The following is a 20,878-nucleotide window of genomic DNA, read 5'->3' as shown; positions in this document are numbered from 1 at the left end:
TCATTACTAATAAAAACAACAAATTCAAAGAAAGAATGATAGGTAAAAACATGTATGATTTAATTGTCATTGGTGCAGGTCCTGCTGGGATTACTGCGGCACTTTATGCTGCTAGAAGTAATTTAAAAGTAGCAACAATTGAACAAGGAGCACCAGGTGGTCAGATGAATAATACCGCAGATATTGAAAATTATCCGGGATTTGAATTAATTTCTGGTCCAGAATTAGCAATGAAGATGTATGAACCACTTGATAAAATGGGGGTTGAAAATATCTATGGTATTGTAACTGATATTGAAGATAAGGGTGACTACAAAATTGTCAAAACAGATGACAAAACTTATGAAACAAAGACAGTGATTATCGCAACAGGTGCTAAACATCGTTTGTTAGGAGTTCCTGGTGAGGATACTTTTAGTAGTCGTGGTGTCTCTTACTGTGCTATTTGTGATGGTGCATTCTTTAGAGATCAAGATTTGTTAGTAGTTGGTGGTGGTGATTCTGCTGTTGAGGAATCTGTCTTTTTAGCAAGATTAGCTAAAAGTGTAACGATTGTTCATCGTCGTGATGAACTTCGTGCTCAAAAGGTACTTCAAGACAGAGCTTTTGCTAACGATAAAATTAAATTTATCTGGGACACAGTGGTCAAGGAAATTAAAGGAAACGATATCAAAGTTAAAAGTGTTGTTTTTGAAAATGTAAAAACAAAAGAAATCACAGAACAAGAATTTGGTGGAATCTTCATCTATGTCGGTCTTGATCCAGTTTCAAGCATGGTCACTAACTTAGGTATTACCGATGAAGACGGTTGGATCATCACTGATGAGAATATGAAAACAAGTATCCCAGGTATCTTTGCTGTAGGTGATGTGCGTCAAAAAACTTTTCGTCAAATAACGACTTCTGTTGCTGACGGTGCTGTTGCAGCACAAAATGTTTATCAATATGTAACAGAAAATAGCTAATTTTTGTCAATAAGAATACCTATTTTTTAACGATTGCTGCAATATCTACTAATCAAAAATTTAAGAAAGAATAAAAACACGGAATTCCCGTGTTTTTTTGTCTTATGTTATAATAGTAACAAGATAAAAGAGGAGAAAAGATATGTTTTCAGACGATAGTTTAAGTTTACACACCGATTTATATCAGATTAATATGATGCAAGTTTACTTTGAAAGAGGTATTCAAGATAAAAGAGCCATTTTTGAAGTCTTTTTTAGAAAACAACCATTTAACAATGGCTATGCTATTTTTGCAGGGCTTGAGAGAATTGTTAATTACCTAAAAGAGCTTAAGTTTTCAGAAAGCGACTTAGCTTATTTAAAAGAATTGGGATATCCTCAAGATTTTTTAGATTATCTTTCTGATTTTAAATTGCAACTAACAGTGAGATCTGCTAAAGAAGGGGATTTAGTTTTTGCGAATGAACCCATTGTCCAAGTGGAAGGACCTCTAGCTCAATGTCAACTGATTGAAACGGCTCTTCTTAATATTGTCAATTTTCAAACGCTCATTGCCACAAAAGCAGCACGTATCAAATCGGTGATTGAAAATGAGCCACTCCTTGAATTTGGTACTCGCCGTGCTCAAGAAATGGATGCTGCCATTTGGGGAACAAGAGCAGCAGTTATTGGTGGTGCCGATGCAACAAGTAATGTTCGTGCAGGTAAAATTTTTAATATTCCTGTTTCTGGTACTCATGCTCACTCATTTGTACAAGCTTATGGCAATGATTATGATGCCTTCATGGCTTATGCTCAAACGCATAAGGATTGTGTTTTTTTAGTGGATACTTATGACACACTTCGTTTAGGTGTACCATCTGCCATTAAGGTAGCTAAGGAACTTGGAGATAAGATTAACTTTAAAGGTGTGCGTATCGACTCTGGTGACATGGCTTATCTTTCTAAAAAAGTCAGACAGCAATTAGATGAAGCAGGTTTTCCTCATGCTAAAATTTATGCTTCAAATGATTTAGATGAAAATACTATTTTAAACTTGAAAATGCAAAAAGCTAAAATTGATGTCTGGGGAGTAGGAACAAAACTAATCACAGCTTATGATCAACCAGCTCTTGGTGCGGTTTATAAAATTGTTGCCATTGAAGGTGAAAATGGCCAAATGCGAGATACCATTAAGCTATCAAATAATGCTGAAAAAGTGTCAACACCAGGTAAAAAACAAGTTTGGCGTATTACAAGTAGAGCAAAGGGTAAATCTGAAGGAGACTATATCACTTTTGCAGAAACAGATGTGAACCAATTAGATAAAATTGAAATGTTCCATCCTGTTTATACCTATATTAGAAAAACTGTTGAAGATTTTGAAGCCGTTCCATTACTAATTGATATCTTTAAAGAAGGTCAACTGGTTTATAACTTACCAAGTTTATCAGAAATCAAAACCTATGCAAGAAAAGAATTTGAGCAACTCTGGGATGAGTATAAACGCGTGCTTAATCCTCAAGATTATCCCGTTGATTTAGCGCTTGATGTTTGGGAAAATAAAATGGACTTAATTGATCGTGTGAGAAAAGAAGCCTTTTCTAAAGGAGTGGATAAATGACCCTACAAGAAATTATTATTAAACAGCTTGGCGTTAAACCACAAATAGATCCTAAAGCAGAAATAAGAAAATCGATTGATTTTTTAAAAAATTATTTAAAGAAACATTTCTTTTTGAAAACCTATGTTTTAGGTATTTCAGGAGGCCAAGATTCGACACTAGCCGGGCGTCTTGCACAAATGGCAATAGAAGAATTAAGGCAAGAAACAGGTGATTTAAGTTATCAATTTATCGCAGTCAGATTACCTTATGCCGTTCAAATAGATGAAGCAGATGCTCAAATGGCACTTGACTTTATCAAGCCAGATAAACTGATCACCGTTAACATTAAAGAGTCAGTTGATGCTCAAGTGAGTGTTTTAAAAGAAGCAGGTATTAGTATTTCTGATTTTAATAAGGGAAACATCAAAGCACGTCAACGGATGATTACACAGTATGCTATTGCAGGAGAAACATCAGGAGTTGTGATAGGAACTGACCATGCGTCAGAAAATATTACCGGTTTTTTCACTAAATTTGGTGATGGTGGTTCAGACATCTTACCTCTTTTTCGTCTCAATAAAAGGCAAGGCAAAAGTCTTTTAAAAGAGTTAGGAGCAAATCCTGCCTTGTATGAAAAAGTGCCAACGGCAGATTTAGAAGATGATAAACCAGGTCTGTCAGATGAAGTGGCGCTAGGTGTTACTTATAACAATATTGATGATTATCTTGAAGGTAAAGAAATTAATCAAGATGCTCAAGCCAAAATTGAAGCTTGGTGGCAAAAAACACAACATAAGCGTCATTTACCCATTACAATTTTTGATGATTTCTGGAAATAAGATGATTAAAGAGGTTAGGAGAATGTTACCTAACCTCTTATTTTTTAAAAGTTTTAAAGATTATATGGGACTTTCATCTAATAGGTAATCATCAGTGTTAGTTATATTTTTAGAGAAATGGACAATTTAATTCTCAACTCAAAAAAATTTTCTTTTTTGCAGAGTTTTACTATTTATGATTGATTTGTTATAATATAGATTGCAGTTTAATATATTAAGGAGTTCATACAAGTGAAGAAATTCTTCCCCATTATAATGCTTTTAACACTATTATTTTCAGCCATTTCACCAGTTTTTGCAGATGAAACCACTGAAGATCTTGTAACGTTAGCAAGACAAGCTGGTTATGAAGTAGATGAAATTAATAAACCGAAAGCCTCTATTACAATGGATGCAGATACAGGTGAGATTTTATGGGCAGAAAATGCTGATGCCCAAAGAGATCCAGCCAGTATGTCTAAGATGATGACTCTTTATCTATTATTTGAAGAACTACAAAAAGGTGACTTAACCCTTGATTCTACTATTGTTGCCACAGAAACAGATCAAGCCATCAGTCAAATCTATGAAATTAGTAACAATAATATTGTTGCAGGTGTTGCCTATCCTATTAAGGATTTGATTACCATGACAGTTGTTCCTTCTTCAAATGTTGCAACTATAATGATTGCAAATTATTTGTCACAAAATAATGCTTCTGATTTTATTGACAAAATGAATGCTAAAGCAAAAGAGCTAGGTATGACGAATACTCAATTTAATAATGCCAGTGGTGCGGTAGCTTCTGCCTTTAATGGTTATTATAGTCCTGAGAGATACGATAATGAAGCAACCAATCTCACAACGGCAAAAGATTTTGCAACGCTTGCTTACCATTTTTTGAAGAATTTTCCAGAAATTGTAAATTATACTAATCAAACTAATGTAACGGTAATGACTGGAACACCATATGAGGATCATTTTATCTCTTATAATCATTCCTTACCTGGTGGTGCCTATCCTTTTGAAGGGGTTGATGGTCTTAAAACAGGGTCAAGTCCTTCAGCAGGTTTTAATGCAATGACAACAGCTAAACAAGGAGATAAACGCTTGATTGTTGTTGTTATGGGTGTTGGAGATTGGTCTGATCAAAATGGAGAGTTTTACCGTCACCCTTTCATAAATACCTTATTTCAACAAGGCTTTATAGAAGCGCAAAAAAGAGAAGAACTGGCACAGCAAACCACTGAAGAATCTTCTGATGATAACCAAATGACACAGGAAAATACTTTTTCTGAACAATCATCTTTTTCTCATCTGTTACCTGTTCTATTTATTGTTGGAACAGCTATTATTTCTCTTTTAGGTATACTTATTTATCTTCTAATCAAAGAAAAACATGAAAAAAGATAAGATAAAATAAAAAAAGTCATGGAAATGACTTTTTTTATTGAGTTCCTGTAGTTGTTTCTTCACTTACAACCGTTGTTTCTTGGATTTCTTCTTGGGTTGTTGTTTCCTCAGTAGTAGATTCTTCAGTAGTAGATTCTTCGGTTGTTGTTTCTTCAGTAGTTGTAAAGGTATTGGTATTGTAGCTTCCTCTTAGATAGAGAAAATCACCACTACGATATAATCCCGTTGGCATCTGCCAGTCTTCATTACCGTCTTGAGTCAGATAAGTCATCATATGACGATAAACTCTAGCAGCAATGTTCAGCCCATCACCATACACTGGTGTTAAACGGTCTCTATAGCCTGTCCAAACGGCCATAGCATACTGAGGGGTATAACCAACAAAGTTTTCATCAGGAGCCATGGTGCCAACCGAATAAGGATTGATGCCTAATCTTTCTTCAATAATGCTTAGTTCTTGATCAGTATAGTTAGAAGTACCCGTTTTACCAGCTTGATAAATTCCTGGTATAGCAGCTTCAGTTCCTGTACCATAGGTGAGAACTTTTTTCATCATATCAGTCATCATATAAGCAGTAGTCTCTTCCATAGCTTTACTACCACTATCCTCATAGGTTTTGACAGTACCATCGTTAAATTCAATTTTATTGATATATTGTGGTTTGTAATAGATACCACCATTAGCAAAGGCTGCATAGGCGGCTGCCATTTTCTCACTACTAGCACCGTATTGTGCTTCACCACTACTTGTATTACTAGAAATGGCATTAGAATAAAGCATTTGAGGATAGTTAATGTTAAGTTTTTCTAAAAAGTCTTGAGCTTTTTTTAAACCGGTTGCTTCTAGGGTTTTAACAGCAGGAACGTTTCGTGATTGGACAATAGCTGTTTGCATTGTCATCCAACCATAGTATTGTCTATCCCAGTTCAATAATTGATCTGAGGTACCTGGCCAATAATAAGGTGAGTCATTAAGTGACTGTGCTGTTGAAGTATACACTCTGTTTTCAATAGCAGGGGCATAAGCAGAGATAGGTTTCATAGTTGAACCCCAGTCTCTATCTGTTAAAACAGCTTGATTTGTTCCAAATGAGACATTAGGATCTTGATTACGACCACCCAATTGAGCAATGACTCTTCCGTTTGTTACATCAATAATGGTTGCCGCCACTTGGAATTCTGCATCAGGATAATTAACATAGGTATCTGAATTGTAAATATCCCAGAGGTAGCGTTGAGCATCTATGTCAACATTAGTGTACACTTTTAGACCAGCAGAAAAAATATCCTGTTGTGTTTCTTTTTCAACTTCTGCGATAACTTCTTTTAGATAGTTATCAAGATACTTGGGATAACTGCTATTTTCTCTTGCTTCTTGAAGACCATCAGTAACTGGTGTTGCTATGGCTTCTTCATACTCTTCTTTAGTAATATGTTTTAATTCATACATCTGTCCCAAAACAATGTCTCTTCTTGCCTGGGCTGCTTCTGGATTACCATAAGGATCATATTGACTTGGAGCTTGAGGAATTCCAGCTAAAAGAGCTAATTGAGCCACACTTAATTCGGTCAAATCTTTTCCAAAATAAGATTTGGCTGCAGTTAACATCCCGTAATTACCATTTCCCATGTATACCTTATTGATATAAAAGGTTAAGATTTCTTCTTTGGTATATTGTCTTTCCATCTGAAGAGCTAGCCAAGCTTCTTGAGCTTTTCTTTTCAATGTTTGGTCAGCTTCACTGGTTGAAAAATAAGCCAATTTAATTAACTGCTGATCAAGCGTTGATCCCCCTTGAGTTGTTGAACTCGTTAAATTGTGAAGGGCTGATCCAACAATACGATAAATATCAATTCCTCTATGATTAAAGAAACGATGATCTTCAATGGCAGTAATAGCATTAACTAAGCCAATAGGAATATTATCAGAAGACACACTTTCTCTTTTTTCAGACCCTAAGTCAGCAATAAGATTGTCGTTTTTATCAAATACCAAGCTTGAGCTAGTTGCATTGAGTTTTTCTTCTGACAAAGTAGGAGCACTACTAACGTAGTAAGCAAACAATAATCCACCAGCAATTATAGCCAAAATAACTAGACTGACACCAATGCTGATAGCATATTTTAAAAATTTAATAACTTTTTTCTTATTAATGGGAATCACCACCTAAAATAAAATGTTCAATAATATCTAAATAAGGAATTTGGGGAAAAGCCTGTGTTTCAATCTTAAAACCATTTTTTTTGATATAATCAAGAGGCATAGATTTACTGCCATTATCGATTTGATAAAAATCAACAAGGTAGGATGCAGGCAGATAGTAGGTTTCCTTAAGAGATGAGAAATGAAGAAGGACAAAGCAAATACCATCTTGTTCAATCACTTCTTTCATATGTTGGATTTGATGTCTATGGAAATTTTTCATAGGCATAGCTGTTTTTTGCCTAGTCTCCTTGGCTTCAAAATCGATATAATGTCCCTTATAGACACCAGAATAGTCAGTTGTTGAGGCTTGCCTAAAGTAAGCTTCAACAATTTTAGCTCGACTTCTTTGAGGATAATCGACTTTAACAATCTGAACTGGCGTGGGTTTTTTATGTATTACTGCCAGATGATGTGCTAGGTAGTAATTATTCGTACTATTTATTGCTGATTCAAAAGACATACCTCTGTTGGCAAAGTTAACAGTTTTTAGTGTCTGTTTTTTTGCAGTTGCCTTACGAATAAGCTTATGAGGATAGTTAACCATGAGACTCCTATACCTAGTTTTACTTATATGATAACATAAAGTACTAATATTATAACATATTTTTAAATAAGGAGACAAATGATGACTGTGATTCTTGTAACTGGCTATGGTGTATCAGAATTAGGGATTTTTAAAGATAATGATATTCGGATAAATATCATTAAAAAAGTAATAAAAAAAGATTTTATTGATTTTATAGGAGAAGGAGCAAGTTGGTTTGTTTTTACTGGTCGCTTAGGCTTTGAGTATTGGGCTTTAGAAGTTGCAAAAGAGCTACAAAAAGATAATGATTTCAAGATTGCAACGCTCTTTCCTTTTGAAAATCATGGACATCAGTGGAATGCTACCAATCAAGAAAAATTACAACAATTTAAAGCTGTTGATTTTCTAAAGTACAGCTTTCCTTATTACGAAAATCCTCAGCAATTGAGGCAATTTAATCATTATTTACTAAATAATACTAAAGGTGCTTATCTTTTTTATGATGAGGAAAAAAAGACAAATTTGGATTATCTATATCAGTTGATGAAAAAAGAAAAAGATTTTTTTATCCGCCAATTAACCTTTGAAAGACTTAATAATATTGTTGAAGACTTAGAGTAAATACTTGATTTTTTATCTAATTTTCGGTATGATTGAAATAATAGAGAATTTAATTATTCTTATAAATATAGAGATGTTTGGAGAAAGATATGGCAGGTATAAAATTAAGCCCTAAAGATATATTTGAACAAGAATTCAAAACAAGTATGCGTGGTTATGATAAGGATGAAGTCAATGAATTCTTAGATGATATTATTAAAGACTATGAAAACTTCATGGCTCAAATTCAGGCACTTCATAAAGAAAATGAAAAATTGAGAGAACAAGTGACTCAAAGTAAAATTGCAGAATCTTCTGCTGCCCACTCTGAGTTGTCACGCGTTTCAACTTCAGCAACCAATTTTGACATTCTAAAACGAATTAGTCGACTTGAAAAAGAAGTATTCGGAAAACAAATTATCGAATAATTTAAACATTAAAATGTACCAATAGTGTACAATACTTTGCAATTTTTGGATAATCGCATGATTTTTATAAATTATGAGGAAAGTCCATGCTAGCACTGGCTGTGATGCCAGTAGTGTTTGTGCTAGGTGAAACAATAAGCCTAGGGATGTTTTTAACATTACGGCGACCCAAATAGCTAAGTCTCAGATATGCTAAAGTAGGTCTGAAAGTGCCACAGTGACGTAGTTTTTGTGGAAACGCAAAAAATGGAACGCGGTAAACCCCTCAAGCTAGCAACCCAAACTTTGGTCGGGGCACGAGATAGATGGAAACAGAACGTACTATCTTGACTGTTTAACAGTAGACAGATGATTATCGAAAAAGACAAGACCTAGTTGTCTTTGGAACAAAACATGGCTTATAGAAAATTGCATAATAGGTTAGACTAGCTTATGCTAGTCTTTTATTTAATATAAAAAGAGGAATCATGAAAAAACAATTTGAATTGATCGCGACTTGTGCGGCTGGATTAGAAGCAGTAGTTGGAAAAGAAATTAGAAATTTAGGGATAAGTTGCCAAGTTGAAAATGGTCGTGTTCGTTTTTCTGGTGATTTAAGAACAATCATTGAAACCAATCTTTGGCTTAGGGCAGCAGACCGCATCAAAATTATTGTTGGCGAATTTTCCGCAAAAACTTTTGAAGAATTATTTCAAGGCGTTTATGCTCTTGATTGGGAAAATTATTTACCTTTAGGCGCACGTTTTCCTATTTCAAAAGCAAAATCCGTCAAGTCAAAACTGCATAATGAGCCAAGTATTCAAGCCATTTCTAAAAAAGCAGTTGTTAAAAAATTACAAAAACATTTTCACAGGCCAGAACATGTGCCATTGATGGAAACGGGTGCAGAGTTTAAAATTGAAGTCTCTCTTTTAAAAGATAAGGCAACGATAATGATTGATACAACAGGTTCAAGCTTGTTTAAGAGAGGTTATCGTGTTGATAAAGGTGGCGCCCCCATCAAAGAAAATATGGCAGCAGCGATTATTATGCTTAGTAATTGGTATCCTGATAAACCTTTTATTGACCCGACTTGTGGTTCAGGAACATTTTGTATTGAAGCAGCCATGATTGGAATGAATATTGCTCCTGGTTTTAACCGCGACTTTGCTTTTGAATCTTGGGATTGGGTTGATAAAACCCTTATTCAATCGGTTCGTGATGAGGCGGATTTAAAAGCGAATTATGATATTGAGCTTGATATTTCAGGTTTTGATATTGACCATCGCATGATAGAAATAGCCAAACAAAATGTCATTGAAGCTGGTTTTGCAGATGTCATTAAATTGAAACAAATGCGTCTTCAAGACCTACATACCAATAAATTAAACGGTGTTATCATCTCAAATCCACCTTATGGGGAGCGATTAATGGATGACGAATTAGTGACAAAATTGTATAATGATATGGGGAAAACGTTTCATCCATTAAAAACATGGAGTAAATTTATCCTCACTAGTGATGAAAACTTTGAAACAAAATATGGCAGTCAGGCAGATAAAAAACGTAAACTATATAATGGTACTTTAAAAGTAGATTTGTATCAATTTTTTGGAGAACGTGTTAAGCGGACTGTAGAATAGAAGAGGTGATTTTTTTGTCAAATAAAAATGATGATATTAGAGATGATAAGAATTTGGATTTTGACGATGCCAAAAATATGACGGTTGAAGAAGCTATTCGTAAGGATTCAGAAATTAAAGCTGGCATTGATGAAAATGATAATATTTTAGATAAATATATTAAACAACATCGTGATGAGGTTGGAAAACATAAATTCGAAAGTAAAATTCAAGCCTCTCAAGATGATCTAAAAGAAATAGATGACTTCATTCAAGAAAAAAGAGAAGAAATTAATCAAGAAGAAGAAACAAATTTTTCTCAAGAAACGATTGCTTTTGACCATATAGAGCCAGAAGAGTTTGAGGAGTCAGATGATATTATTTTTGATGAAACAAAGAAGTCCTCAAGTAAAAAAGGTCTTATAATCGGTAGTCTAATCGCTTTATTAATAGCTGTCTTTGCTTTTGGCTATGTTTTAAATAATCTAAATAGCCCATCTACCGATGACAAAGAACCTACTGTAGCAAAAGAAACCGATACTTCAAAAGCTAAAGAGGAAGATATTAAAGCATTTGATGACTTATATGCTGGCTTTTTTGTCGATAAAGAAATGACAAAACCTAAAAATAGTGAATTTGAACGTCTTTCTGAGCTAGAAAAAGTTTTAAATAATTTAAAAGGAACGTCTACTTACGCAGATAAAAAAGAAAAATATGACTCTTTGAAAAAAGCCATTGATGCGATAAAAGTGGTTAATGACCAATTCACAGAACCTGCTATAGTTGATGGTGAAAAGATTTCTCGTAATATTAAAGACTCTGCCAATTTTGATGCTATATCTACGACTATGTTAAATACTGGAAAAGCAAATCTTGACAATGTCTTACAATCTGCAGTATCAGAGGGTCGTCAACAATTAACGCAGAAGGCCGAAAAAGAAAAAGTAGCCTCAGCAAATCAAGCAGCTTCTGAAGCACCGGCACCACAACCTTCAAACGGTTCAGCAAATAGTGTCCCACCTGCCCCAGCAGCACCTGCTACAAATAATGCGATTGTTACTAATAATGCAGCCTCATTATATGGTATTACTAATTATGATCCAGCTAGTTTGCAACGTGACTTGAGCCGAGTGCCTTATAATAACGATGTGATTGCTGATGTTAATAATCCTTCTTGGGTGTTTAATGATGGCATTTTAGAAAGAATAGTGGCCGTAGCACAAGAAAGAGGTCTTATTTCAGGTAATAATTATATATTAGAACGTGTTAATATTATTAATGGTAATGGTTACTATAATATGTTTAAGCCAGATGGCACGTACTTATTCTCGATTAATGCTAAAACAGGTTACTTTGTGGGGAATGCCCCTGGAAGAGCAGATGATCTTGATTATTAAATAAGGAAAAACACTTCAACGCTGTTGAAGTGTTTTCTATATGAGTAAACAATTTTAGGATGGTCATTAAGCCAATTTTTCAAGCCAATCTTTGGCTTTTTTTAATGCGTCTAAATTAATTTCATGGCTATTGACCCAGAAAGTATCGACATTAGCACCACGCTTTTCAAACTGTTCTACGACATTACGACTGTCTTCTAAGGAACAGATAGGGTCTTCTTCCCCCATAGAAATAAAGACATGAGTGTTTTCTTTTAACTGTGTTAAATGCTCAGTATCTACAGGATACATTGGTGCAAATAAGATACCCTTATGAAAAGGTGTATGATCAGCCAATAGCAGATTAATAGCCATATTGGAACCATTTGAAAAACCAACTAAAACAACATCTTGTAAATCAAATTGATAGTTTTCTGCCATTTCTTCAATAAATTTTCGAATGACACCACCACGATAATTAAGATCATCAACGTCATATAGACCTTCTTCTAATCGTTTAAAAAATCGTAAAGCACCATATTCATTAACCTCACCACGTAAGCTCAAAATAGAAGCTTCAGGATTAAGGAATTCAGCTATTGATAATAAACTATATTCATCGCCACCCGTTCCATGAAGTAAAACTAAAACAGGTGCCTTTTTAGATCCTTTTTTAAAAATATGTTCCATTGATTTCTCCTAAGGTCTTTTTAATTCAGTAAACTTACCTAGTTGTGCATATGTTATACCAGCCAAACGACTCATAGGTTGTAAGTTTTCAGGAATCACATAAGTATTTTGATAGACAGCTTCGTCTAGATGGTAATGAAGTACTTTTAATAACATTAAATCCGAAATAATCTCATTAGCTTCATTTTTTATTTCAATATGATCATAAAGAATTGTTTCAAATCTTGTTTTAGCTTCATTGACTCCCGGTGTTTTAATAGCAATAGAAGGAGCAAGTGTCATACCTGTAGCTTCTAATTCGCTTTCTTCATAAGGAAGTTGGATAGCTGCTTGATTAACCATTGATAGATTATCAAGACTGACACTGTGAATAACTGCCTCTTTTTGTTCAAGAATGTTTCTTGCGGTATCTTTCATTTGACCATTCACTTGTTGAATACTCACTGATAAAATAGCCGGTCTATGAGAAACAATATTATAAAAACTAAAAGGGGCTAGATTAACAACGCCATTTTTTGACACGGTTGAAACAAAAGCTATAGGTCTTGGAATAACACTACCAATCAAAATCTTGTATTGTTCTTTATCGCTTAATGCTTCTTTAGCAATAGAAATCATTCAATTTCATCCTTAAATTCTAGAGGTTTCAAGTGTGCTCTAATCGCTTCACGGCGTTTTTCATACATATTAGGAAGTTGTAATTCTCTACCTAAAAATTCGTATTCCTCATCAACAGTCATACCAGGTCCGTCAGTAGCAAATTCAAAGATAACTTTACCTGTTTCACGAACATAAATTGATTTGAAGTATTTGCGGTCTCTAACAGATGTAACATTGTAGTCTTTTTGAATAAGGAATTCACGCCAAGCTAATTCAGTTTCATCATCTGGTAATGACCAAGCAATATGGTGAACAGTACCAGGTCCCCAAGCACCACGATCATAAGAGGTATTAGGAACAACTAAATCATGTTTTTCCATACCAACTGTTTGAAGACGATAAGCATCATCATTTTCAGTTAGGTCATCTAATCCCATAAATTCTTTTAGAAAATCGCGGCTACCAGATGGGTCATTTGAAAGGAGCATAGCACCGTGGAAACCAATGATATCAGGTTTATCAGCAGCTTCGCCAGATTCAACCATAGCCAAATCTAAACCATGAATATCTTGGAAGTAAAGAGCATTGTATTCAAACCAAGGTTTTTCTTCAACCACAACGTTGTTGTTGGTAAGACGTTTTTTCCAAAAATCAAGTGAACCTTTAGGAATTCTAAAAGCAATACGTCCAACTTGACCACTTCCTTTTTCACCAGGTTCAGCATTTTCCCATGGGAAGAAAGTAATTAGTGTGCCTTGATCATAATTTTGGTTTGAGAAATAAAGATGATAAACACTAGGGTCATCAAAATTGACTGTTTGTTTCACCAATCTTAATTTTAAAAGACCACGATAAAAATCTAAGTTTTCTTGAGCGCTACCGACAATAGCAGTAATGTGATGAATACGTTTAATTGCTTCCATGATAAATAATCTCCTTTTGATTAATGACGTTTTGTGTTGAATGGACGAATAGTATTTTCAATCATTTCTCTTTGTGACTCTAAAAATGGTGGTAAAGAAAGAATTTCTCCTAATGTTTCATAAGGTTCATCGGTTGCAAATCCAGGACCATCGGTTGAAATTTCAATCAGGATGTGACCAACTCTTGCATAAAGTGCTTCAAAGTAGAAACGGTCAACAAGACCAGAGTTCATAATGTTGAGAGTTTCATATTTTTTAGCCCAATGGCGAATAGCTTCACCATCTTTAACACGGAATGAAACGTGGTGAACTTCTCCGTAACCTTGCACTTCTTGATTACTTTCAGTATCTTTTCTAAGAATAACTTGGCCACCATGACCACCTTCACCAACTTCTAAGAGAGTGTAGTCATCACCTTCTTCAGCGATTCTCATCTCATAGACTTGCATGAGAAAATCTTTAAAGTCATCATAATAGCTAACCGTAATTTCTATAGGACCTAAACCATAAATGGCTTTATCTGTTGGAACCGGACCTTCTTTCCAAGGTTGTCCACCAGCAACACCTTTATTATGTTCGTCAGAAACGAGTTGGTAGCGTTGACCATCTTCTTCTTCAAAAGGAAGAGCTTTATGTCCTAATAAATCAATGATTCCATCATTTTTAACGCCAAATTCTTTAAAACGTTCCAAGTAGTATTCTAAAGCAGCATCATTTGGAACACGAAAACCAACTCGTGTGATAGAATTTGTTCCTCTAATACCTTTAGGATTGTCTGGGAAATCAAAGAAGGTCATATCAGTACCAGCTGATCCTAAGTCATCTGCAAAGAAAGTATGGTAAGTATGAATATCATCTTGGTTCACTGTTTTTTTAACCAAACGCATTCCTAAAATGTCTGTAAAGAATTTATAGTTACGTTCAACATCGTCTGTCATTGCAGTAACATGGTGAATACCAATTAAGTTAGTGTCTGTCATAATTTTCCTCTTTCGTTATTTCAATTTCGAAATATTTAGTAATAGATTAAGTGCCTATAAGCACTCGAATCATTTAGCAACTAGATAATTTTTTTAAAAGATCATTTAATGTTTTGATTTCATCATCTTCTAAATTATGAAATAGTTTTGTTAGCATCTCAGCATGCTTTGGAAAAGATGATGCAATTAGTTCTTCACCTTCAGATAATAAATAAACTTGGGTAATACGTTTATCTTCAGGATTTGTTCTACGTTCAACTAATTTCTTTTGACAAAGCTTATCTAAGGTATATGTTGTACTGCTGTTTGCGACTAAAATTCTTTCCTTAATTTCTTGCATTGTTTTAGGACCTTTATGGTATAACAATTCTAAAACAGCAAACTCACTAGAATTTAAGTCATAAGCTTGTACGTCATGTTTAACAGCTTGCTCAAATTTATCAGATATTCTTTTTAAACCAATAAATGTTTTTAAAGCTAACTCTTGACGTGTCATATTCCCTCCTTTATTTAAAATTCGAAATAATTTTATCAGAGAAAAAGGCACTTGTCAATCGTTTTGCTCTAAAAACTTAAAATAATTTAAAATCGAAATAAAAAAGCAAACGTTAAACCAATTAGGATATGTTTTATTTTTTATTTCGATGGATTTTATAACATTAGATGATGTGACGTTCAAAAGGATCGTCCGAAATGCCTCTTGATAAAATCAGTTTCGACCATTCCTTAGCAGAAAATAAACTGTGGTCTTTGTAGTTTCCACAAGATTCAATAGTAGTACCTGGAACATCTTCCCAAGAAACGCTATCAGCAATCTCTTCTAAGGATGCTTTAATCACTTTAGCAATATCTGTGGTAGTATGTTCACCCCACACAATCATATGAAAACCAGTACGACAACCAAATGGTGAACAATCAATCATTCCATCCATTTGTTTTCTAATCAGTTTTGCTAATAAATGTTCAATAGTATGAAGTCCTGAGGTTGGAATAGCATCTTCATTTGGTTGAACTAAGCGAATATCATAATTACTAATAACATCCCCTTTAGGCCCAACTTCTGTAGAAATTAAACGAACATAAGGTGCTTTAACAATAGTATGGTCAAGCTCAAAGCTTTCAACAATAACATCTTTAGTCATAATTTCCTCCTTTTACTCTTCTTTAATCATACCATATTTTTTTCTTATCTGTTGTATTTTTGGATTGTGAAAAATCTCTTTTTATGGTAAACTATAATAGGTTTTCATAAGAAAATCGAATAAATAAAATTTAAAAATTGAGGTATAAACATGACAAACATTTTTATAATGATTGCTTGTGCCCTCATTGGTTTGGTTATTGGTTATGTAGCAATTTCAGCAAAAATGAAATCTGCTAAAAATGCTGCAGAACTAACTCTTTTAAATGCAGAACAAGATGCTGTTAATTTACGTGGTAAGGCTGAAGAAGAAGCCAATCACATCAGAAAAACGGCAGATCGTGAAAGTAAAGCTTATAAAAAAGAATTACTTATAGAAGCTAAAGAAGAGGCTAGAAAATATCGGGAAGAAATTGAACAAGAGTTTAAGTCTGAAAGACAAGAACTTAAACAAATGGAAAATCGTTTAAGTGAACGTGCTTCAACTCTTGATCGCAAAGATGAAAATTTAACAAGTAAAGAAAAAACACTTGATTCGAAAGAGCAAAGTCTTTCTGATAAATCTAGACATATTGATGAGCGTGAGCAAGCAGTTGCTGCTTTGGAACTTAAAAAGACTGAGGAATTAGAAAAAGTGGCTTCTCTTAGTCAAGAAGAAGCTAAGGAAATCATTCTCGCAGAAACAGAGAAAAATCTGACACAAGATATTGCTAATCGCATTCGTGAGGCAGACAGAGAAGTCAGAGATCGTGCTGATAAAACAGCTAAAGAATTGTTATCTCAAGCCATGCAACGTCTAGCTGGTGAGTATGTGACAGAACAAACCATTACATCTGTTTCTCTGCCAGATGATAGCATGAAGGGGCGTATTATTGGTCGTGAAGGTCGTAATATCCGCACACTTGAAAGCTTAACTGGAATTGATGTGATTATTGATGATACACCAGAAGTGGTTGTCCTATCAGGATTTGATCCTATTCGTCGTGAAATTGCTAGAACGACTCTTGAAGTCTTGATTCAAGATGGCCGAATTCATCCAGCCAGAATTGAAGAATTGGTTGAGAAAAATCGTCTAGATATTGATAATCGTATTCGTGAATATGGTGAGGCAGCTGCCTATGAAATTGGTGCCCTTAACATGCACCCAGATTTGATTAAAATTATGGGTCGCTTGCAATTTCGTACCAGCTTTGGGCAAAATGTCCTTCGCCACTCGATTGAAGTTGGTAAGCTGGCTGGACTTCTTGCTAGTGAAATGGGTGAAAATGAAGCACTGGCCCGTCGCGCTGGTTTTATGCATGATATCGGAAAAGCGATTGACCGCGAAGTTGAAGGTAGCCATGTCGAGATTGGTATGGAGCTTGCTCGTAAATATAAAGAGCATCCAGTCGTTGTCAATACTATTGCTAGTCACCACGGAGATGTTGAACCTGAAAGTGTTATTGCTGTTTTAGTAGCAGCTGCTGATGCCTTAAGTTCAGCTCGTCCAGGTGCTCGTAATGAATCAATGGAAAACTACATCAAACGATTACGCGATTTAGAAGAAATTGCAAATGGTTTTGATGGTGTTCACCATAGTTTTGCCCTACAAGCAGGTAGAGAAATTAGAATTATGGTCCAACCAGAAAAGATTTCCGATGATGAAGTGACTATCTTAGCGCACAAGGTTCGTCAAAAGATTGAAAATAATTTGGATTACCCTGGAAACATTAAAGTAACGGTTATCCGTGAATTAAGAGCGATAGATTACGCAAAATAACAGACTAAAAAGACTTGGGAATTTCCCAAGTCTTTTTGATTAGTAATATAATAATTCTTTAGAGGTTTTGGTAAAGAGTTCAAAACCATTCTTTGTCACATGGCCACAATCTTCGATGCGAACACCAACTTTACCAGGAATATAGATGCCAGGTTCAACAGAGAAACACATGCCTTCAACAATAGTCATATCATTGCCTGCCATAATAGAAGGAAATTCATGAACACTCATGCCAATACCATGACCAAGACGGTGATTAAAGTATTCACCATAACCAGCTTTTTCAATAATATCACGAGCAGCAGCATCCACTTGACTAGCTGTTACCCCTGGTTTGATGAAATCAATGGCAGCCTGTTGCGCCTCACGACAAAGCTCGTAGATATCTTTTTTAAATTGGTCTGGTTTTCCTACCGCAACTGTTCTTGTCATGTCACTGGTATAACCAAGTGCCTCAACACCAAGGTCAAACAATAATAAAGAATCGTTTTCGATTTTATTTGTCCCAGGAATACCATGAGGATTAGCAGCATTATTACCTGTTAAAACAAGAGTGTCAAAACTCATTTTTTGGATGCCTTGTTTTTTCATACCAAATTCGATTTGACTAATGATATCTGCTTCTGTTGTGTCAAGTGAAATATTATCAAAACCAATTTGCACGGCTTTATCAGCATAATCACCAGCAACAAACATTTTTTCAATTTCATCAGCTGATTTAATTAAACGCATTTGATTGATAGTTGGTGTCAGATCAACAAATTCTCCAGTAAAGACTGTTTCAAAACCTCTTAGTTTTGTAATATTTAAGTTTTCAAATTCAACAGCTATTTGAGGATAGTCTGTTTTGGGAAGAATAGCTTTCATTTTTTGCCATGGTTGTTCAGAGTCAACATAACCAACAACAGGAAAGTCTAGCACTTCTTCAGCACGTTTAGCATCTAACTGTGGAAGAAAAAGCAGAGGTTTTTTATCCGCAAATAAAAACAAGAACATTAAACGCTCATGAGGATCACTGTAAAAACCTGTTAAATAATTGATAGATACTGGATCAGAGACGATGGCAACATTGATCATTTTTTCTGATAGGGTATTAGTAAGTTGTTTAATTTTTGTCATTTTGTTCACCTTTCTTTTTCTTATATTCTTCCAAAAAAAAGCTAAAAAAGCAAGATAAAATGTCAATTTGCTGAAAAAAAGACAGCAATTTGACTAAAAAAATATTTTTATGGTTGAAAGTGTTTTCAAATAGTGCTAAAATATTCTTGAAAGCGTCATTTTCAAAAAGAAAGGAAGTACTATGAATGAATACTGATGATACTATCACGATTTATGATGTTGCGCGTGAAGCAGGTGTGTCAATGGCCACTGTGAGCCGTGTTGTAAATGGTAATAAAAATGTAAAAGAAAATACTAGAAAAAAGGTACTAGAAGTTATTGAACGACTAGATTATCGTCCTAATGCTGTTGCTCGTGGCTTAGCAAGTAAAAAGACAACAACTGTTGGGGTCGTGATTCCGAATATTTCAAATAGTTATTTTTCCATTTTAGCTAAAGGAATTGATGATATTGCAACAATGTACAAGTACAATATTGTTTTAACCTCTAGTGATGAAGATGATGATAAAGAAATTAGTGTTGTTAATACACTCTTTTCTAAACAAGTTGATGGTATTATTTTTATGGGTCATCACCTCACTGAAAAAATTCGTGCGGAATTTTCAAGAACAAGAACACCCATTGTACTTGCAGGCACAGTTGATTTAGAACACCAATTACCAAGTGTTAATATCGATTATCGTAAGGCTGTTCAAGAAGTAACCGATATTTTAGCTGAAAATCATCAAGAAATTGCTTTTATATCAGGACCACTGGTTGATGATATCAATGGTAAAATTCGTTTAAAAGGTTATAAGGATAGTCTGAAAAAAAATAAAATACCTTTTAAAGAAGGACTCGTATTTGAAACAAAATATAATTACGAGGATGGTTTCCAATTAGCTAGTCGTATTATGACATCTGGTGCTACAGCAGCTTATGTCGCAGACGATGAATTAGCTGCAGGACTTTTAAATGGTTTGTTTGCAGCAGGTAAAAAAGTTCCTGAAGACTTTGAAATTATCACTAGTAATGACTCACCTATTACCAAATATACTCGTCCAAACATGAGTTCAATCAGTCAACCTATTTATGACTTAGGTGCAGTTAGTATGAGAATGTTGACGAAAATTATGAATAAAGAAGAATTGGAAGAAAAAGAGATTATTCTTAATCATGGGATTAAGAAACGTCAAACAACAAAATAGATTTTAATTTTAAATGTAAAAAGCTTTGCTTGGTCAGTTTATCACCAGGCAAAGCTTTTTATTAATACTTTTTTTTATAAGTAAACATAGCTAAACGATTATTAAAAAGGTAAATGATTGGAATAAGTAGTTTTTTAAGACCGGGTAGCCATTTTTTAAACTCATCAGTAAAATTGATATAACCAATTTGTTTTAACTTGGGATTAAGTTCGGTGATTTCTTTTCCGTTGGTTATGCCAAAAAAATATTGGGCATTTGTTTTTTTAACGGCTTTGTTCATATGTGCTTTTTTAACCACAGCTTTTGGTGTACAGTCTAAATGCAGTACAAATTCGTCGAAATGGTCTGTTAAAAGATTTAAAAAGAATTTAACTTCTTCAGGTTTGAAGTACATGATAACTCCTTCAGAGATAATTAACAGTTTTTCACCATTTGGATGAATCTCATCAACCCAACTAGGGTCAGTTGCTGATTTTGGAATAAATGTCACCCGATCACTTTCTTCAAAAAATTGTTTACGAATAGCAATGACATCGGGAAAATCAAGATCATACCAGTGAATTTTACCATTGTCTAGACGATTGAAACGTGTGTCTAAACCAGAACCAATGGAAACAATATGACAGGTGGGATATTGTTTAATAAATTTACTAATTTCATCATCCATCACTTTTGCCCGAGAAAGAATGCCATAATAATTTTTCATATCATTTTCAAGTTTTGAAAAATCATAATCAATTTTTTCAATCATCTCTGCTGATTTTTTATCGTTTAAGATAGAATTGTCAGAATGGTAGTCTCTTGCTCTAACATCTAAAGTGATGAGCATGGTTTCCATTACGCCTGTTAAGTTTATCTTCATAAGAATTCTCCTATTAAAAAAATCTATATTTAAAAATATTATATCATCATAAAAAACTTAGGAAAAGGTTTTATTGCTTGATTTATCAATAAATTGTTA

20 protein-coding genes and 1 other RNA gene are annotated in these 20,878 nt (G+C 34.3%); 11 read left to right on the top strand and 10 right to left on the bottom strand.

What is annotated here, in order from left to right:
* Positions 1–35 precede the first annotated feature (35 nt).
* From trxB to N7659_RS00230, 4 genes are all read left to right on the top strand, one after another.
* The gene (gene trxB / locus N7659_RS00245) at positions 36–965 is read left to right on the top strand and encodes a thioredoxin-disulfide reductase (protein WP_411575286.1); all 930 of its coding nucleotides are present in this window, start codon (positions 36–38) and stop codon (positions 963–965) included.
* A gap of 142 nt (positions 966–1,107) precedes the next feature.
* On the top strand, positions 1,108–2,568 hold the full coding sequence (locus N7659_RS00240; RefSeq protein WP_263275254.1) for a nicotinate phosphoribosyltransferase: 1,461 nt from the start codon (positions 1,108–1,110) through the stop codon (positions 2,566–2,568).
* Entirely contained in the window at positions 2,565–3,389 is an 825-nt protein-coding gene (gene nadE, locus N7659_RS00235) for an ammonia-dependent NAD(+) synthetase (RefSeq protein ID WP_263275253.1), read from the top strand. The genes N7659_RS00240 and nadE overlap by 4 nt, the downstream gene beginning before the upstream one ends.
* A gap of 231 nt (positions 3,390–3,620) precedes the next feature.
* On the top strand, positions 3,621–4,781 hold the full coding sequence (locus N7659_RS00230) for a serine hydrolase (protein WP_411575285.1): 1,161 nt from the start codon (positions 3,621–3,623) through the stop codon (positions 4,779–4,781).
* 34 nt (positions 4,782–4,815) lie between these two features.
* On the opposite strand, the gene pbp1a is transcribed toward N7659_RS00230, so the two are convergent.
* Together pbp1a and recU are read right to left on the bottom strand one after the other, a co-directional pair.
* Entirely contained in the window at positions 4,816–6,945 is a 2,130-nt protein-coding gene (pbp1a, locus tag N7659_RS00225; RefSeq protein WP_263275429.1) for a penicillin-binding protein PBP1A, read from the bottom strand.
* Complete coding sequence (recU, locus tag N7659_RS00220; protein WP_263275252.1) at positions 6,932–7,531, bottom strand: Holliday junction resolvase RecU; 600 nt, start codon at positions 7,529–7,531, stop codon at positions 6,932–6,934. The genes pbp1a and recU overlap by 14 nt, the downstream gene beginning before the upstream one ends.
* Positions 7,532–7,609: 78 nt before the next feature.
* Between recU and N7659_RS00215 the strand changes: the two genes are divergently transcribed.
* The 5 genes from N7659_RS00215 (at position 7,610) to N7659_RS00195 (ending at position 11,539) form a co-directional block, all read left to right on the top strand.
* Positions 7,610–8,134: an SLOG family protein gene (locus N7659_RS00215; RefSeq protein ID WP_263275251.1), complete on the top strand. Its 525-nt coding sequence runs from the start codon at positions 7,610–7,612 to the stop codon at positions 8,132–8,134.
* An 89-nt stretch (positions 8,135–8,223) separates the two neighbouring features.
* The gene (gene gpsB / locus N7659_RS00210) at positions 8,224–8,541 is read left to right on the top strand and encodes a cell division regulator GpsB (RefSeq protein ID WP_317629554.1); all 318 of its coding nucleotides are present in this window, start codon (positions 8,224–8,226) and stop codon (positions 8,539–8,541) included.
* A 41-nt stretch (positions 8,542–8,582) separates the two neighbouring features.
* An RNA gene (gene rnpB / locus N7659_RS00205) (RNase P RNA component class B) lies at positions 8,583–8,947 on the top strand.
* A gap of 61 nt (positions 8,948–9,008) precedes the next feature.
* A complete protein-coding gene (locus tag N7659_RS00200) occupies positions 9,009–10,163 on the top strand; it encodes a class I SAM-dependent RNA methyltransferase (RefSeq protein ID WP_263275250.1) in 1,155 nt (384 codons plus the stop codon).
* A gap of 77 nt (positions 10,164–10,240) precedes the next feature.
* Positions 10,241–11,539 (top strand): cell division site-positioning protein MapZ family protein, encoded by a 1,299-nt coding sequence (locus N7659_RS00195; RefSeq protein WP_263275427.1) that lies wholly within the window; start codon positions 10,241–10,243, stop codon positions 11,537–11,539.
* Between the two features lie 66 nt (positions 11,540–11,605).
* On the opposite strand, the gene N7659_RS00190 is transcribed toward N7659_RS00195, so the two are convergent.
* The 6 genes from N7659_RS00190 to N7659_RS00165 all read right to left on the bottom strand — a co-directional run bounded on the left by N7659_RS00190 (position 11,606) and on the right by N7659_RS00165 (position 15,853).
* The gene (locus tag N7659_RS00190; protein ID WP_263275249.1) at positions 11,606–12,208 is read right to left on the bottom strand and encodes an alpha/beta hydrolase; all 603 of its coding nucleotides are present in this window, start codon (positions 12,206–12,208) and stop codon (positions 11,606–11,608) included.
* 9 nt (positions 12,209–12,217) lie between these two features.
* Complete coding sequence (locus N7659_RS00185; protein ID WP_263275248.1) at positions 12,218–12,826, bottom strand: flavin reductase family protein; 609 nt, start codon at positions 12,824–12,826, stop codon at positions 12,218–12,220.
* Positions 12,823–13,731 carry a VOC family protein gene (locus N7659_RS00180; RefSeq protein WP_263275247.1) on the bottom strand — a complete coding sequence of 303 codons (909 nt, stop codon included), beginning with the start codon at positions 13,729–13,731 and terminating at the stop codon, positions 12,823–12,825. Before N7659_RS00180 ends, N7659_RS00185 begins: the two co-directional genes overlap by 4 nt.
* Before the next feature lie 20 nt (positions 13,732–13,751).
* Entirely contained in the window at positions 13,752–14,711 is a 960-nt protein-coding gene (locus N7659_RS00175; RefSeq protein WP_199567137.1) for a VOC family protein, read from the bottom strand.
* A 73-nt stretch (positions 14,712–14,784) separates the two neighbouring features.
* Positions 14,785–15,207: a MarR family winged helix-turn-helix transcriptional regulator gene (locus tag N7659_RS00170; RefSeq protein WP_199567136.1), complete on the bottom strand. Its 423-nt coding sequence runs from the start codon at positions 15,205–15,207 to the stop codon at positions 14,785–14,787.
* A gap of 163 nt (positions 15,208–15,370) precedes the next feature.
* Complete coding sequence (locus tag N7659_RS00165) at positions 15,371–15,853, bottom strand: S-ribosylhomocysteine lyase (RefSeq protein ID WP_263275246.1); 483 nt, start codon at positions 15,851–15,853, stop codon at positions 15,371–15,373.
* Positions 15,854–16,003: 150 nt separating this feature from the next.
* Between N7659_RS00165 and N7659_RS00160 the strand changes: the two genes are divergently transcribed.
* The gene (locus N7659_RS00160; RefSeq protein ID WP_263275245.1) at positions 16,004–17,611 is read left to right on the top strand and encodes a ribonuclease Y; all 1,608 of its coding nucleotides are present in this window, start codon (positions 16,004–16,006) and stop codon (positions 17,609–17,611) included.
* Between the two features lie 39 nt (positions 17,612–17,650).
* On the opposite strand, the gene N7659_RS00155 is transcribed toward N7659_RS00160, so the two are convergent.
* On the bottom strand, positions 17,651–18,730 hold the full coding sequence (locus tag N7659_RS00155) for a M24 family metallopeptidase (RefSeq protein ID WP_263275244.1): 1,080 nt from the start codon (positions 18,728–18,730) through the stop codon (positions 17,651–17,653).
* Between the two features lie 185 nt (positions 18,731–18,915).
* Here N7659_RS00155 and ccpA point away from each other — a divergent pair, with 185 nt between their 5' ends.
* On the top strand, positions 18,916–19,917 hold the full coding sequence (gene ccpA, locus N7659_RS00150; protein WP_263275243.1) for a catabolite control protein A: 1,002 nt from the start codon (positions 18,916–18,918) through the stop codon (positions 19,915–19,917).
* 61 nt (positions 19,918–19,978) lie between these two features.
* Here the strand turns inward: ccpA and N7659_RS00145 are convergent, their stop codons facing one another.
* The gene (locus tag N7659_RS00145; RefSeq protein ID WP_263275242.1) at positions 19,979–20,779 is read right to left on the bottom strand and encodes a class I SAM-dependent methyltransferase; all 801 of its coding nucleotides are present in this window, start codon (positions 20,777–20,779) and stop codon (positions 19,979–19,981) included.
* Between the last annotated feature and the right edge of the window lie 99 nt (positions 20,780–20,878).

Origin of the sequence: Streptococcus sp. CSL10205-OR2 (genome assembly GCF_025660655.1) — a bacterium.
GTDB lineage: Bacteria > Bacillota > Bacilli > Lactobacillales > Streptococcaceae > Streptococcus.
This window is presented reverse-complemented; position numbering and strand designations above follow the sequence as displayed.

Coding starts and splice junctions, on each gene's coding strand:
- N7659_RS00165 (WP_263275246.1), bottom strand. CDS start 15,853: ATGACTAAAGATGTTATTGTTGAAAGCTTTGAGCTTGACCATACTATT.
- N7659_RS00215 (WP_263275251.1), top strand. CDS start 7,610: ATGATGACTGTGATTCTTGTAACTGGCTATGGTGTATCAGAATTAGGG.
- trxB (WP_411575286.1), top strand. CDS start 36: ATGATAGGTAAAAACATGTATGATTTAATTGTCATTGGTGCAGGTCCT.
- gpsB (WP_317629554.1), top strand. CDS start 8,224: ATGGCAGGTATAAAATTAAGCCCTAAAGATATATTTGAACAAGAATTC.
- N7659_RS00175 (WP_199567137.1), bottom strand. CDS start 14,711: ATGACAGACACTAACTTAATTGGTATTCACCATGTTACTGCAATGACA.
- N7659_RS00170 (WP_199567136.1), bottom strand. CDS start 15,207: ATGACACGTCAAGAGTTAGCTTTAAAAACATTTATTGGTTTAAAAAGA.
- N7659_RS00180 (WP_263275247.1), bottom strand. CDS start 13,731: ATGGAAGCAATTAAACGTATTCATCACATTACTGCTATTGTCGGTAGC.
- N7659_RS00190 (WP_263275249.1), bottom strand. CDS start 12,208: ATGGAACATATTTTTAAAAAAGGATCTAAAAAGGCACCTGTTTTAGTT.
- N7659_RS00240 (WP_263275254.1), top strand. CDS start 1,108: ATGTTTTCAGACGATAGTTTAAGTTTACACACCGATTTATATCAGATT.
- N7659_RS00145 (WP_263275242.1), bottom strand. CDS start 20,779: ATGAAGATAAACTTAACAGGCGTAATGGAAACCATGCTCATCACTTTA.
- N7659_RS00160 (WP_263275245.1), top strand. CDS start 16,004: ATGACAAACATTTTTATAATGATTGCTTGTGCCCTCATTGGTTTGGTT.
- N7659_RS00195 (WP_263275427.1), top strand. CDS start 10,241: ATGACGGTTGAAGAAGCTATTCGTAAGGATTCAGAAATTAAAGCTGGC.
- recU (WP_263275252.1), bottom strand. CDS start 7,531: ATGGTTAACTATCCTCATAAGCTTATTCGTAAGGCAACTGCAAAAAAA.
- nadE (WP_263275253.1), top strand. CDS start 2,565: ATGACCCTACAAGAAATTATTATTAAACAGCTTGGCGTTAAACCACAA.
- ccpA (WP_263275243.1), top strand. CDS start 18,916: ATGAATACTGATGATACTATCACGATTTATGATGTTGCGCGTGAAGCA.
- N7659_RS00185 (WP_263275248.1), bottom strand. CDS start 12,826: ATGATTTCTATTGCTAAAGAAGCATTAAGCGATAAAGAACAATACAAG.
- N7659_RS00155 (WP_263275244.1), bottom strand. CDS start 18,730: ATGACAAAAATTAAACAACTTACTAATACCCTATCAGAAAAAATGATC.
- N7659_RS00200 (WP_263275250.1), top strand. CDS start 9,009: ATGAAAAAACAATTTGAATTGATCGCGACTTGTGCGGCTGGATTAGAA.